The following is a 13,997-nucleotide window of genomic DNA, read 5'->3' as shown; positions in this document are numbered from 1 at the left end:
TCGTAGCCACGACGCCGGGAATTATGCTATCCTTGGACCACCCGCTGGTCGATCACCCCGAACAGCGGCGTCCCGTCGGGCAGCGCCGCTTCCATTCGGACCCGGTCCCCAAAGCGCATGAACGCGGTACGCGGCTTGCCCTCGTCGATCGTCTCGATCCCGCGCCGTTCGGCGATGCACGACGATCCGACTTCGCGGTAATTGTCGTTGGATACCGTCCCGCCGCCGATGATCGTCCCGGCGCACAGCGATCGGGTCTTTGCGGCATGAGCAACATGCTCGGCGAAGGACCAGCTCATCGCATAGCCCTCCGCCGCGCCGAACCGTTCGCCGTTCCAGTCGACGACGAGCGGCAGATCGACCCGACCGTCGCGCCAGTGCGCACCCAGCTCGTCAGGGGTCACCGCGACCGGGGCCAGGCTGCACGCGGGCTTGGCCTGCACCCAGCCGAAGCCGATCTTTGCTTCGCGCAGCGCAAAGCCGCGCAGCGACCAGTCGTTGATCTGGACGATTAGCTTGATGTGCGCTGCTGCGTCCGCGGCGGTCGTGCCCATCGGCACATCGTCGACGATCACGCCGAACTCGCCCTCGAAATCGATATTATGCGCTTCGCTCGGCATGGGAACATCGGCAGTGGCGGACAAGAATTGGTGCGACAGGCCCTGATACATCAGCGGCGCGTCATTGGGCGGCGCGGGTCGTCCCGTCGCTAGCCGCATCAGCTCACCATGGCTGTCATACGCCGATCCATCGAGCCACTGCCACGCGCGCGGCAGCGGCGCGACGGCTTCGGGTGCAGCGAAATCGAACGCATCGGCGAGACCGCCCTGTTCGAGCCGTTCGGCCACCGTGCGAAGCGGCGCTTCGATTTCGCTCCAACGGTCGAGCGCGTCCTGAAGCGTCGCTGCGATGCCGTCCGCCGCAACCGCGCGTGCATGATCGCGCGAGACGAGGATCAGGCGTCCGTCCCGCGTCCCGTTGTCGAGGGTGGCGAGCTTCATGCGCCCGCCGCCCCGCCAGAGTCGTGCAGCGCCAATTTCTTGAGCAACCAAGGCACGATCACTTCGCGGATCGTCCGGTCCGGTCCCCAACCTGCGCCGAAGCCCATGTGCACGCCCTTGGGGTTGATCCAGCCGTCCTTGGCATCCCCGCGGGTGAGCAGCAGCAACTGGTCGGCGATCGGCACCTGGCTGTCCTTCGCGCCATTCATCACCAGCATCGGCGCGCAGGGACGGTCGATCATGTCATCGTGGAGCAGCGACATGCGCGGACCATAGTCGAGAAACTCGTCGAGCGTCTTCACCCCGAAAACATTGGCGCGCGCACCGAACAGGTCGAGCAGATATTCGCGCGTGCCGAGCGCTTTCAGCTGCCAGTCGGGCTGGAAGAAATGATGCACCGCGCCGCCATGATTGATTGCGCCCAGCAGGCGGTCCTTTTCAGCAATCGCGACGCGGGTTGCCCAATGGCCGCCCCAGCTGACGCCGCGCATGAACATCCGCGTTGAATCGACGTCAGGGCTGTTTTCGGCCCAGTCGAGCACCCGGCTGAACACGCGTTCCGACCCGACGTCGCCCTTGATCGGCGACTGGCCGGTCCCCGGCATGTCCATGGCGAATACGCAGATGCCGTGCGGCAAATAGGATAGCGCCTCGTCGGCGACATTTTCCTTCCAATAATCCAGTCCGCCGCATTGGACCATCAGCGGGAAGGGGCCGGGGCCTTCGGGTTTGCGGAAATAGCCGATGATCTCCTTGCCTTCGAACGGGATGCGGATGACTTCGAGCTTTTGCGGCAGCAGGTCGGCGTAGCGGCTATAGGCCGCGATCGCCTTTTCGTAAGACGCCTGTTTGCCCGGCGTGCTGATCGTCGGGAAGCGGCCCATCGTGTAAGTGGCATAGGCACTTTTGAACAGCTCACGGCGTTCGTCGGCGCTGGTCGCCGCTTCGGCGTCGGCGACGACCCGGTCGCCGACATCCATCCAAACCTTGGCCCATTCCTCCGGATCGAGCGAGCTGAGGGCGGCCATGGCGCGCTCCGCATCAACCGGCCGGACGCCGCGGCCGGGATAGCCGCCAGCGGTGATGCGCTTGACGGTATCCTGGCGCAGTTCATCCAGCGTGCGGGGCGGCGCAATGCGCGGGTCGATAGGAGTCATGATCGGATCATCCAGTTCAGTAAGGTTGCGCCAGCGCCTTGGTCGCCGTCATCAGCAAGCCGGTCTGTTGCATCCGGTCGGCGTTGGCGATTTCCATCTCGCCTTGGCGCACCGATGTTTCGACGACCAATTTGGCGCGTTCGAACCGGCGGTCCATGAACGCGCTTAGCGCCGCCGCGACATCGTCGTTTCCCGTCAGTTCCTCGGCGAGCACAAGGCCGTCCTCGACAGCGAGGCCCGCGCCCGACGCCATATGCGGCGTCGTCGCGTGCGCGGCATCGCCGATCAGCACGATGCGGCCCTGGTACCAGGGATCGGGGAGCAACAGCCATTCAAGCGGGCGATAGACGATCTGCGAATCCTCGCCGAGCGCTTCGCGGACCGCGGGCACATTGCCGCCGAACAGCGCCATCAGCTCGGCCATGTGCGCGACATGGGTTTCGGGCGCAAACCAGGGATTGCCGGGGACATGTTCGAGCAGGAAGACATACATCTGGTCCTGCGAGATTGGCGACATGCCCAGCTTCATCGGGCCGCCGAAATAGATTTCGGCGCGGTCGATTTCGGGAGGGCGATCGGCGACGATCCGCCAGCATCCCTGGCCGGTGAACTGCGGTTTCGGCGCGTCCGGAAAGATCATGTCGCGGGTCTTGGAGAAAATGCCGTCGGCGCCGACGACCAGATCGTAGCGTGCGTTGCTGCCGTCGGTCAGCGTCACATTGACGCTGCTGACATCCTGTTCGAACGCTTCGACCGTGACGCCCAGTTTCACGGCGACCCCGGCAGCACGCACCCGCATCGACAGGATATCGTGGAGCACCGGGCGCATGATGCCCCCACCGTGCAGGATCGGCGGCGATCCCGGCGGCGCGCGCATCGGCGGCCCCAGCGGTTCGCCGGTAAACTTCATCGGGCGCATCCCGTCATGGACAAATCCGCGCGCGCGGATTTCGTCGAGGACGCCCAGATCATCGAACGCGCGCAGCGACATGCCGGTGATCGTGATGCCCGCGCCATAAACGCGCCAGGCGGGATCGCTGTCGATCAGCGTCACCGTCACCCCGCGCCGCGCGAGCGCCAGCGCGGCGGTCATCCCGCCGATGCCGCCACCGACGATCAGGACAGTCTGTATCATGATGTCTTCCCCCGTGCCGTCCGGTTCACGCCGGTATGCGCCAAAGGCCCTTGTCGGCGTCGAGCGTCACATGCGGCACATTGCCCATGATGATCCGCCCGGTGCCCCACTGGTCGGTGATGTCGGGCCGCATCTCATAGGTTCTGGGTTCCCAATCGTCGTGGCACTCTTCCAGGTCGGAGGTGTATTCGACCGCATTACCGTTAGGCGTCAGATAATAAGTGAAGGTGTTATTGCCCGCCGTGTGCCGTCCGGGGCCCCAGCTGAGCGTGACGCCTTCCTTGGTCAGCCGCCCCAGTCCGCGCATCATCTCGTCGACCGAGGCAACGTCGAAGGCGACATGGTTCAGCGCCGGTTTGCCCGGCATGATGGCAAGGCGGTGGTGCGCGGGGTTGCAGCGCAGGAACACCATGAACTCGCCGATCCAGTCGGACAGCTTAAAGCCAAGCACATCCTCATACCATTTTGTCAGGCCCTTATGGTCGGGCGAATGCAGCACGACATGGCTGAGGCCGACGGGGATCGATTCACCGACCTTCAACTGTCTCGCGTCGCGCCGCTGGGTTTCGCTGATCACTTCGAGCGCGCGCCCGTCCGGATCGAAGAAGCGCGCGGCATAGCCGCCGAACGGGCCTTGCGCCGGGCCGGGTTCGGCAATCGATTTCGATCCGGCGGCCAGCGCCTGAGCGTAAATCGCATCGACGTCAGCGCGTGTAGCGGCGGAAAAGCCGATCAGATCGGTCTTTTTCTCATCGTCCTGGCGCAATCGGATGACGAAGGGATGGGCCGAACCTTCGGCAGCGAAATAGACCTTACCGTCCACTTCGGAAACTTCGGTCAGACCCCAGGTTTCGCCGTAGAATTGTCGCTCGGCGGACAGGTCGGGCACGGCATGGGCGACATAATGGAGATCGGTCACTCGGGCGTTCATGGTCGTTTTTCCTGACAAGATTGCTGAGGGTTGTCATAATTCCTGTTATCAGGAATTACAAGTCCCGCAGCCCGTTGCCGCGGGACTTGCCCCCTAAAAAATTCAGAACTTGCCCCCGATGCGCAGGCCATAGGTACGCGGCGCAGTGGCCAGTCCGGTCATTGTGCCGACGCTCAGGTTGACGTTGGCCTGGGCCAGACGGCGGGTGTTTTCGATATTGTTGACATAGGCGGTGACGAACCAGCGGTCCGACTTCGGTGCCAGCGTCAGCGACGCGTCCGACTGAAACCCGGCGGGCGATACGACCCACGGGAAATAGGTCGTCGCCGCAAAAAAGTCGCCGCGATAGCGGGTGCCGCCCTGCGCCACGAGATTATAGTCGCTGAGCTCGATGGTCTGCTCGACCCCGAGGTTGAACGACCATTTCGGCGAGAACAGGCTGTCCTTGCCCGAACAGTCGATCGCGAACGAATTGGTGCCGCGGAAAATGACGGGGGTCGCGGGGCAGTTGAAGTTCGGCAGCGGGCCGGGCGCCTGCACCGTTCCCGAATTGGGCGAATAGGTGATGAAGTCGTCATAAGTCGCATCGAGATATTGGACGCTGCCGGTCAGCCGCGTGGTCGGCGTCGCGAGGAAATCGACATCGACATCGATCCCCTTGTTGGTGCTGCGCCCGATGTTCGAGGTGTAGAAGACCGACGCCGGCGGCGTGCCGAGGTCGAAACCGAATTGGCTGACCTGCTGGTCCTTGTACTTCCAGTAAAACAGCTCGACGTTCAGTTGCAGCCGATTGTCGAAGAAGCGGTTCTTCGACCCGATCGTATAAGCCTCGATCGTTTCTGGGTCATAGGAATCCAGCCCGCGCGCGAACGAGAAGCCGCCGCCGTGGAAACCCGTCTCGAAACTGGCATAGATCATGTTGCGCGGCGTGACCTGCCAGTCGGCGGCCAGACGATAGGTGAATTTCTTGTCCCGCGTCGATGAGTTGATCGCGATCCGGGTGTTGTTGATCGTCGGGGTGTTCGGCCCGCGCGATCCCGGCGGGCCAAAAGCGATACCGCGGGCGGTGTAAAAGGCGACGACTTCGGCCGCGGTCGTCACCAGCGGCATCAACGGCACCGTCGGACAATTGTCCTGCGGCGGCGTCGGCGCGCCGCAAAACACGGTATAGACGTTGCTGAGCCCATCGAACCTTTTGTCGTCGTCGGTGTAACGACCCGCCGCGATCAGCGTCAGCGTATCGGTGACGTGAACGGCAAGGCGTCCGAACACTGCTTTGGATTCGGTCCCGGTCGTGTAATCCTGAATCGGCAGCGAGGTGAGCTGGTTGATCGCCGACGAATTTTCAATGTCTTCGTCGAAATAATAGGCGCCGATCAGATAGTCGGCGGCATCGCCGATCTTGCCGGCAAAGCGCGTTTCCAGGCTGAACTGCTGGGCATGTTCATCGATGATGAAGCCGCGGAAGTTCGACGAAGTCGACAGCGAATTGACGTCCGATTCGCGGTACGCCGCTTGCACGGTCAGCGTTCCCGCGTCGGTTTCCCAGTTGGTTTCATTGGTGAAGCCCCACACCGAATTGTCCTGGCGCGGGTAGCTGCCCAACGGTTCGGAGCGGCGCCCGGCTTGGGTGATGAAGCGCGTCTGCAGGAACGCCTCGCTGCGCGGGTCGTGCATGCCGACCTTGGGTCCCAGGTCGGGGGTCGGGGCAAAGCCATAGCCAGCGGTGGGGCTGATCAGAAAGGTTGTGCCATAGACGTAAGCGCCGCTGCCGACGCCGCCCTGATGCGAGAAATCGGCCCCAAATCGCGTCGTCAAATTCGGCGTCAGCTCGGCCAGCAATTGCCCGCGCACCGAAATCGAATCCTGGTCGCCGGTGCCGTCGGACAAATAACCGTCGCGTTTGTTATACGCCGCGGCGATGCGGAATGCGCCGCGGTCGCCGATCGGCAGATTGAGCGCGCCCTGCGCCTGAATCGCGTCGTAATTGCCGTAGCTGGCCTGAAACTCGCCGCTGGTTTCGCCGATTTTGGGGCGGTTGGGAATGACGTTGATCGCGCCGCCGGTGGCGTTGCGGCCGTATAATGTACCCTGCGGACCCTTGAGCACTTCGATGCGCTGCAAGTCGTAAAAGAAGCCCTGGGTCGAGTTCGGGCGGCCGATATAGACGCCGTCATAATTGAACGCGATCGCCGGATCGCTGTACGAATTGACCGTCGTATTGCCGACGCCGCGCAGGAAGAATGAGGTGTTGGGGCCGCCCGACGCGGTCGCAACCAGCGCGGGGACGAGGCGCGAGAGATCCTCGGCGCGGGTCACATTCTGGCGGGTCAAATCCTCGGGTTGGACCACCGCAATCGGAAGCGGCGCCTTTTGCGCCGTTTCTTGCGTGCGCTGCGCGGTGACGATGATGTCGTCGAGCCCCGCCTGGTCGGCTGTACCGACCGGCGCGTCTTGCGCGTGCGCCGGAACGGCGATCATCGCGAGCATGGATGCCGACGCCAAGATGATATTTTTCATAACTTCTCCCCCTCTAACCGGCTCTGCGGCCGTTATTCCTGATACAACGAATTATTATTCCTGTTATCGTGAATAAAATTGGAAGGCAATCGTGATTCGTCAAAATTTTTCGGGACGGCGACACTGCCGCTCGGGCGCGTCATAGCGCACTGCACTGGCTCCTCTCAAACCAGCGCTTGTCCCAGCGCAATTATTCCTTATATCAGGAATAAGAACTGCCTGAGCGGCGCCAGAGATGGGACGGGATGCTACGCATGACGGAATTATTTGACCTTTCGGGCAAGGTCGCCGTGGTGACGGGGTCGACGCGCGGTTTGGGCTACGCGATCGCCGAGGCGCTGATCGCGCACGGCGCGACGGTGATCGTGTCGAGCGAGGACGCCGACGACACCGCGGGCGCCGCTGCGAAGCTGGGCGGAACTGGTATCGTGTGCAACGTCGCCGACGACGCTGCGATTGCCGCGCTTGTCGAAAATGTGACCACGCGGTTCGGCGGTATCGACATTCTCGTCTCCAATGCCGGGATACAGGGTGGGCCGTCGGCCGATCCGCTCGACATGACGATTTTCGACCGCGTCATCCGGGTGAACTTGCGGTCGATGGCGGTGCTGACGCGTCACGCGCTGCCGGTGATGGCAGGGCGCGATGGCGCTTCGGTCATCCTGATTGCCAGCATCGCCGGGCTGCGCGGCAACGCGCGCATCGACGCTTATGCGCTGGCCAAGGCGGGGGTCGCGCAACTTGCCCGCAATCTGGCGGTGCAATGGGGGCCGAAAGGCGTGCGGACCAATGCGATTGCCCCGGGCCTGATCGCGACGCGCTTTGCCGACGGACTGCTCGGTGACGAGGCGTTCATGGCGCGGCGGATGCAGATGACCCCGCTGCGCCGGGTCGGACAGCCCGAAGAGATTGCGGGCGCCGCGGTGTTCCTCGCCGCGCCGGCGGGTGGATTCGTCAATGGCCAGGTGCTTGTCGTCGATGGCGGCACTGTGATTACCGATGGGAGCTGATATGTCTTTACCGCCAGTCCACCGCGTTGTGACCGGGCATGATGCCGCCGGCAAGGCGGTGGTGATTGCCGATTCCAAGTTCGAGAGCATCCCTAACCCGGCTGGCACCGCTCTGTTTACGTTGGTGTGGACCTCGCAAGGCATGCCGGTCGATAACAACGACGCCTTCGACGGGCGCGAGCGCGATACCGACATCACCTTGCCGGGCGGATCGGTGATCCGCGTCGTCGACATGCTGCCGGGAACGACCGCACCGATGCATCGCACCAGCAGCCTCGATTACGGCATCGTCATTTCGGGCAAGATCGAACTGATCCTCGATGATCAGGCAGCGACGCTGGTCGAACCGGGCGGCATCGTCATTCAACGCGGCACAATCCACAGCTGGCGCAACCCCAGCGCAGACGAAACCGCGCGGGTTGCGTTCGTGCTGATCGACGCCGCGTCGGTCACGGTCGATGGCGCGCCGCTCGAAGACATTCACCCGCGCCTCGGCCGCAAACCCTAATCCCACCGGGAGAGCAAGATGGACGCCGCCCAGAATATATTGCTGACCCAGGTCGGACCCGGCACGCCGATGGGCGAAGTGCTGCGCCGCTATTGGTTCCCGGTCGCCGGGGTCAGTGAATTCGACACCCAGCGGGTCAAGGCGATCCGGCTGCTCGGCGAAGATCTGGTGCTGTACCGCGACCTTAGCGACAAGTTCGGGCTGGTCGAACGCCAATGCGCCCACCGCCGCGCCGACCTGTCGTACGGCTTTGTCGAGAAATGCGGGCTGCGCTGCAACTATCATGGCTGGGCCTATGACCAGAGCGGCCAGTGCGTCGAAATGCCGTTCGAGGACACCGTCGTTCCGCAGGCCAAGTATAAAGACAAGATCAAGATCAAGGCGTATCCGGTGCGCGCCCACGCCGGATTGCTGTGGACCTATATGGGGCCGGCGCCGGCGCCCGAGCTACCCGACTGGGAACCTTTCAACTGGGCGAACGGCTTTCGCCAGATCGTGATTTCAGAGCTACCATGCAACTGGCTTCAGGCGCAGGAAAATTCGATCGACCCGGTGCATTTCGAATGGATGCATATGAACTGGGGCCGCCGGCAGGATGATGAAAATGCCGAGCTAGGCCCGCGCCATTTGCAGGTCGCGTTTGACGAATTCGACCATGGCCTCATCTATCGCCGTATCCGCGAGGATCTGTCGGACAAACATTCGATGTGGACGGTGGGCCGCGTATGCCTGTGGCCCAACGCCTTTTTCCTCGGCGACCATTTCGAGTGGCGCATTCCGATCGACGATGAAAATATGCTCAGCATCGGGTGGATGTTCAACCGTGTGCCGAACGAACGGGAACCCTATGTTCAGGACCGCATCCCGACGTGGCGCGGGCCGATCGTGGATCCCGAAACCGGTCGCTGGCATAGCCGCCATGTGATGAACCAGGATTTCGTCGCGTGGGTCGGGCAGGGGGTGATCGCCGATCGGACGAAAGAGAAGCTGGGGCTGAGTGATCGCGGTATTCAGATGCTGCGCAAACAATTGCTCCAGGACATCGCAGCGGTCGAGCGCGGCGAAGACCCCAAGGGCGTCATCCGCGATCCGGCAAAGGCGAAGAATGTCGAGCTGCCGACTGCCGAGCGCGATCTGCTGGTCGGCGGCGCCAGCCTGGAGGGCTTCCTGAAGCACCCGTTCTTTGCCCATCACCTCCACGAATTTCTGTTCCAGGCGGGTCAGCCGCGCGCGGTGTGGGAGGATTATTGCGCCGCGATGGGTATCGATCCCGATCATCCCGCGGCGGCGCGGCCTGTAACGGCGCGGTTCGGGGTGGCGCTGGAGGAGGAGCAGGCGGGTTAAGGCTGCCGCTAACCCAAGCACTCCCGCCACAGTGATAGCTTTTCCTGCGTTGCGCGGTCCGAATAGCTGAACAGCACCAGATCGCTGTCGGCCGCGAACCGCCGCTCGGCCCAGGATGGCACCACCATGATCTCGCCCGGGGTCAGGGCGAACGCGATATCGTCGATGAACAGCGTCCCGGTGCCCTCGACCACCACATGGATCGTCCCGTCGCTCGATCGCGCGGCGCGCGTTTCAAAACCCGCCGGGACCAGCCGTGCAAAGGCTGACATCGTTGCCATCACCGGGCCGCCATCGACCGGGTTGGTGAATTCCATCAGATAGGCGTCGTGCGGATGCGGGGCTTCGCTGCGGCGGAGCACCTCCAGCGTCTCGCGCCATTCGGCGAAGGGATAGATGAAGAGGGGATTGCATTGGCCCGCGGCGCGTCCGGCATGGACGGGGCGCATGTTGCGGCCCCAGCGCATCCCCGCATCGCCCGCTGGGCGCGATGTCGGCCACGCGCCGCGATCCTCGCGATGTTCCGCAAAGCTGGCGTCGAGCATCTGGACGAGCGGGATATCGAGCCCGTCGAGCCAGATCATCGGCTGGTCGGTCTCGTTGCCATGATCGTGCCACAGCCACGCGGGGGTCAGAATCAGGTCATGCTGGTGCATATAGGCGCGCTCGCCGTCGAGCGCGGTGAAGGCGCCGTCGCCCGACATGATGAAGCGCAGGGCATTCTGGGTGTGCCGGTGCGCCGGAGCGACCTCGCCGGGCAGGATCAGCTGGAGTCCGGCATAGAGCGTGCTGGTGATCCGTGACTGTCCCGGCATCGCGGGGTTCTCCAGGATCAGCACCCGGCGTTCGGCCTCGGCTGCGGTGATCAGCTCGCCCGCTTCCATCAGCAGCGGTTCGATCCGGCCGAACGACCAGGCAGCAGCCACGGCGGGGGTCTGCGGGGTAGGCGTGACGAGGGCGGCGAGCACCTTCCACAGCGGCGCCAGCCCCTCGGGCGTCAGGCGTTCGTAGAAATCGCCGCGCGCGGCTTCCAGGTTCGACGGGTATGCGGTCGAGGTCATCGCGAGTCCTTATTCATTCTTGCAGGAATTATGCACCCTGATATGGATCGATGCAATTGCCAACCATCGCCGAGGTGCGAATTCGTGGGCCCTACGCCCGCACCGCGCCGCCGGACGTCGTCACGAGAGGATTTTGTCATGACCCATGTTTTTGCGCTCCCGGATCGCCCCGTCGCCGCGATCGAAGGAACGGATCAGGTCTTTCCCGTCGGCCGCATTTTCTGCATCGGTCGCAATTACGAAGCGCATGCGCGCGAAATGGGGAAAGATCCGAACCGCGAGGCACCATTCTTTTTCACCAAATGGGCCGACGCGCTGGTGCCAAATGGTACGACGATTCCGTATCCGCCCGAGACCGCCAACTATCACTTCGAGGCCGAACTGGTGATCGCGATCGGCAGGGCTGGGACCAAGGTCAGCGTGGCCGATGCGCTCGACCTTGTGTTCGGCTACGCGGTCGGACTCGACATGACACGCCGCGATTTACAGCTGGAAGCTCGTGACAAGGGGCGGCCGTGGGATACCGGCAAGAATTTCGCCTGTTCCGCGCCGATGGCGGCGATCCGCCGGGTCGGCGATATCGGTCCCATGACGGCGGCGCCGATCCGGCTGACCGTCAACGGCGCTGTTAAACAGGACGCCGACATCGCAGACCTGATCTGGGATTGTGCGGAGACCATCGCCCATGTCAGCCGCTTCGAAAGGTTGCTTCCGGGCGACCTGATTTTCACCGGCACCCCGGCCGGGGTCGGTGCGGTCGTCCCGGGCGACGTCGTCGAAGTGACCATCGAAGGGTTGGAAACGTTGCGGGTGAAGATCGGCGACCGCGACCCGGATTTCGCATGATCCTGCACGATTTCTCTTTGTCGTCGGCCAGCTACCGCGTCCGCATCGTTCTGGAACTGAAAGAGCTGGGCTATCAAAAGCGCAATTACGTACTGCGTGCGGGCGAGCAGCGGGCGCCCGACTATCTTGCCGTCAATCCGGCGGGTCTCGTTCCGGCGCTTGAGGTCGACGGCTTGGTGCTGGGGCAGAGCCTCGCGATCATCGAATATCTCGACGCGCTCCATCCCGAACCGCGGATGATCCCCGCCGATCCGCTTATGCGGGCACGGGCGATGGAAATGACGCTGACGATCGCTTGCGACGTTCACCCGATCAACAATCTGCGCGTCCTGCAATATCTCGAGCATGACATGGGGCAGGGCAAGGCCGCGATCGACGACTGGTACCGGCACTGGGTCGCGCAAGGCTTCACGGCGCTCGAGGGGCTGTTGCCCGACACGCCATTTGCGGGCGGCGATGCCCCCAATATCGTAGATGCCTGTCTGGTGCCGCAGATGTACAACGCCCGGCGTTTCAAGGTCGATCTGGCGCCGTTCCCGCGGGTGACCGCGATCGCCGATCGCGCGGCCGCGCTGCCCGCCTTTATGCGGGCGGCGCCGCCGCCGGTTTAGCTATGCGCCGAGGTCGCTGTTCCGCTGTCTCGGCCCGAATGGGCGCGCGGGTTTGCGCGTTGAAGGCATCGACGAAGCGTTCGAGCAGCGCGAGAAATTTGGCGGCGTCGGTTGCCGAGAATGGTTCGAGGGCGCGGTCCCGGGCGCGCTGCGCCGGCGCAGCGACGCGGGCCAGCATCGCATGACCGGCTTTCGACAGGGTGATGATCTTGCGGCGCTTGTCGACCGCATCGTCGCGCCGTTCGATATAGCCCGCTTCGGCGAGTTTGCTCACGACCAGCGTCGTCGTCGAACGGTCGATGCCGACAAGCGTCGCAATCCCGACCTGATCGAGGCTGCCGCGCGCACGGAGTGCAATCATCGCGCCATATTGGGTGGTCGTCAGGCCGAGTCCGGCGGCTTCCTCCAGAAACAAGGCCGCGCTGATCTGGTGGGCGCGGCGCAGCAGAAACCCTGGCCGCTGATAAAGGTCTTCGAGCGATCCTTCTCCCTGTTGCCCATCTTCTGTCACGCCCATGTTCGCTACCTTCGTCGTCCGTGCCCCGTGGTTAGTCGATTTTTCCGGCGATGGAAGCCCGGCGCGGTGTCAGCGGCGCGGCGCCGCCTCGATGCTGAAGCCGGCGACGCGTTTGTACTGGTCCGACAGGGCACGCAATTCGCTTTGCGAGATATGGTCGTCCAGATTGTCGAACGGACGGTCACCGACCAGTTCCTCGACTTTCAGATTGATGATGTCGGGGGGGCTGGCCCGATTGGTGCGGACGATCTGCGACGTGGCCGGACGACGATCGGCTTCATAGTCGGCGAAGGCGGCGGTCGGGTCGCTGTGCGCGGCGAGCAGGTCGGCCAGCCGCCGAGCATCGATCAGCGCCTGCGCCGACCCGTTCGATCCGCGCGGATACATCGGATGCGCCGCGTCCCCGGCAAAGGTCACGCGGCCAAAGGTCCAGCGATCGACCGGGTCCTTGTCGACCATCGGATATTCGAGCACGGTATCCGCATCGCGGATCAACTGGGCGACGTCGAGCCAGTCGAACTTGAAGCTTTCGTAGAGCGGCAGGAAGTCGGCGGCATGGCCGGCCTGGTTCCAGTCGTTGCGCTGACCGGCGCTGCTCTCGATCTCGGCCACCCAGTTGATCAGCTGTTTGCCGGTGCCGTCGATATCGTCGGCGATCGGATAGATCACGATCTTTCCGGTCTTGATCGATCCTACCCGCATATAGGTTCGTCCGCCCAGGATAGGTGGTCGCCGGGTGATGCCGCGCCATGTGTTGATCCCGGTAAAGGCAACGGTTTCGGCGGGATAGAAATGGCGCCGGATCGCAGAGTTGATTCCGTCGCAGGCGATGACGATGTCGGCGGTCACCGGCGCCCGCGCCGATCCGTCCGACGTCGCCTTGAAATGCAAGTTAACCTGCGTCTCGCTCTGGTCGAGCCCGACGCATTGATGATCGCAGACGACCGAATCGGCGCCAAGTCGCGCGCGCACAGCGGCGAGCAAGATGCCGTGCAGACGGCCGCGATGCAGCCCGATTTCGGGGTGGGGATAACCAGCATATTTGCCGCGCGCCTCGCTGTAGATTTTTTGCCCGAAGCGGTTGAAGAAGGCGCTGGTGCGGTTCTCGATCCCGGCGGCGACGACCTTGTCTGCCAGCCCGAGCGCGGCGATTTCGCGCATCGCGTGCGGCAGCAGGGTGATGCCGACGCCGATTTCAGCGATCTCGGGCGCCGTCTCGTAAATCCGGGCCGACATGCCGTGGCGGTGGAGTCCCAGCGCCAGCGCCAGGCCCGCGATTCCGCCGCCGACAATCGCGATGTTGAGCGGTTTTCCCATGATCGTTTTTCCCAAACCGGTTGCGTGTCGAGCGACCCT

Annotated in this window: 13 protein-coding genes; 5 read left to right on the top strand and 8 right to left on the bottom strand. The window is 63.6% G+C overall.

Annotation, left to right across the window (positions count from 1 at the left end):
* Positions 1–26: 26 nt before the first annotated feature.
* The 5 genes from ACQY6T_RS08075 to ACQY6T_RS08055 form a co-directional block, all read right to left on the bottom strand.
* Positions 27–1,001, bottom strand: coding sequence for a fumarylacetoacetate hydrolase family protein (locus ACQY6T_RS08075; RefSeq protein WP_428630165.1), 975 nt, complete (start codon positions 999–1,001; stop codon positions 27–29).
* On the bottom strand, positions 998–2,158 hold the full coding sequence (locus ACQY6T_RS08070) for an alpha/beta hydrolase family protein (protein ID WP_428630163.1): 1,161 nt from the start codon (positions 2,156–2,158) through the stop codon (positions 998–1,000). Before ACQY6T_RS08070 ends, ACQY6T_RS08075 begins: the two co-directional genes overlap by 4 nt.
* A gap of 16 nt (positions 2,159–2,174) precedes the next feature.
* Entirely contained in the window at positions 2,175–3,293 is a 1,119-nt protein-coding gene (locus ACQY6T_RS08065; RefSeq protein WP_428630162.1) for an FAD-dependent oxidoreductase, read from the bottom strand.
* 25 nt (positions 3,294–3,318) lie between these two features.
* Positions 3,319–4,224 (bottom strand): VOC family protein, encoded by a 906-nt coding sequence (locus ACQY6T_RS08060; RefSeq protein ID WP_428630160.1) that lies wholly within the window; start codon positions 4,222–4,224, stop codon positions 3,319–3,321.
* A gap of 102 nt (positions 4,225–4,326) precedes the next feature.
* Positions 4,327–6,744 (bottom strand): TonB-dependent receptor, encoded by a 2,418-nt coding sequence (locus ACQY6T_RS08055; protein WP_428630158.1) that lies wholly within the window; start codon positions 6,742–6,744, stop codon positions 4,327–4,329.
* A gap of 254 nt (positions 6,745–6,998) precedes the next feature.
* Here ACQY6T_RS08055 and ACQY6T_RS08050 point away from each other — a divergent pair, with 254 nt between their 5' ends.
* The 3 genes from ACQY6T_RS08050 to ACQY6T_RS08040 are packed head-to-tail and all read left to right on the top strand — an operon-like array spanning position 6,999 to position 9,606.
* Positions 6,999–7,754 carry an SDR family NAD(P)-dependent oxidoreductase gene (locus ACQY6T_RS08050; RefSeq protein WP_428630156.1) on the top strand — a complete coding sequence of 252 codons (756 nt, stop codon included), beginning with the start codon at positions 6,999–7,001 and terminating at the stop codon, positions 7,752–7,754.
* 1 nt (position 7,755) lies between these two features.
* A complete protein-coding gene (locus ACQY6T_RS08045) occupies positions 7,756–8,262 on the top strand; it encodes a cupin domain-containing protein (RefSeq protein WP_428630154.1) in 507 nt (168 codons plus the stop codon).
* An 18-nt stretch (positions 8,263–8,280) separates the two neighbouring features.
* Positions 8,281–9,606 carry a Rieske 2Fe-2S domain-containing protein gene (locus ACQY6T_RS08040; RefSeq protein WP_428630152.1) on the top strand — a complete coding sequence of 442 codons (1,326 nt, stop codon included), beginning with the start codon at positions 8,281–8,283 and terminating at the stop codon, positions 9,604–9,606.
* An 8-nt stretch (positions 9,607–9,614) separates the two neighbouring features.
* On the opposite strand, the gene gtdA is transcribed toward ACQY6T_RS08040, so the two are convergent.
* Positions 9,615–10,667, bottom strand: a complete 1,053-nt coding sequence (gene gtdA, locus ACQY6T_RS08035) for a gentisate 1,2-dioxygenase (protein WP_428630151.1) — start codon at positions 10,665–10,667, stop codon at positions 9,615–9,617.
* Between the two features lie 138 nt (positions 10,668–10,805).
* On the opposite strand from gtdA, the gene ACQY6T_RS08030 reads away from it, so the two are divergent.
* Together ACQY6T_RS08030 and maiA are read left to right on the top strand one after the other, a co-directional pair.
* Entirely contained in the window at positions 10,806–11,513 is a 708-nt protein-coding gene (locus tag ACQY6T_RS08030) for a fumarylacetoacetate hydrolase family protein (RefSeq protein ID WP_428630149.1), read from the top strand.
* Positions 11,510–12,124, top strand: coding sequence for a maleylacetoacetate isomerase (maiA, locus tag ACQY6T_RS08025; RefSeq protein WP_428630148.1), 615 nt, complete (start codon positions 11,510–11,512; stop codon positions 12,122–12,124). Before ACQY6T_RS08030 ends, maiA begins: the two co-directional genes overlap by 4 nt.
* On the opposite strand, the gene ACQY6T_RS08020 is transcribed toward maiA, so the two are convergent.
* Together ACQY6T_RS08020 and ACQY6T_RS08015 are read right to left on the bottom strand one after the other, a co-directional pair.
* Entirely contained in the window at positions 12,096–12,641 is a 546-nt protein-coding gene (locus ACQY6T_RS08020; protein WP_428630146.1) for a MarR family winged helix-turn-helix transcriptional regulator, read from the bottom strand. The genes maiA and ACQY6T_RS08020 overlap by 29 nt on opposite strands.
* A gap of 69 nt (positions 12,642–12,710) precedes the next feature.
* Positions 12,711–13,958, bottom strand: a complete 1,248-nt coding sequence (locus ACQY6T_RS08015) for a flavin-dependent oxidoreductase (protein WP_428630144.1) — start codon at positions 13,956–13,958, stop codon at positions 12,711–12,713.
* Positions 13,959–13,997 lie beyond the last annotated feature (39 nt).

Source organism: Sphingopyxis sp., assembly GCF_965279725.1.
In the GTDB taxonomy this organism is placed as follows: Bacteria; Pseudomonadota; Alphaproteobacteria; order Sphingomonadales; family Sphingomonadaceae; genus Sphingopyxis.
The sequence above is the reverse complement of the archived record's forward strand: the minus strand, read 5'-3'. Positions and strand labels throughout refer to the sequence as shown.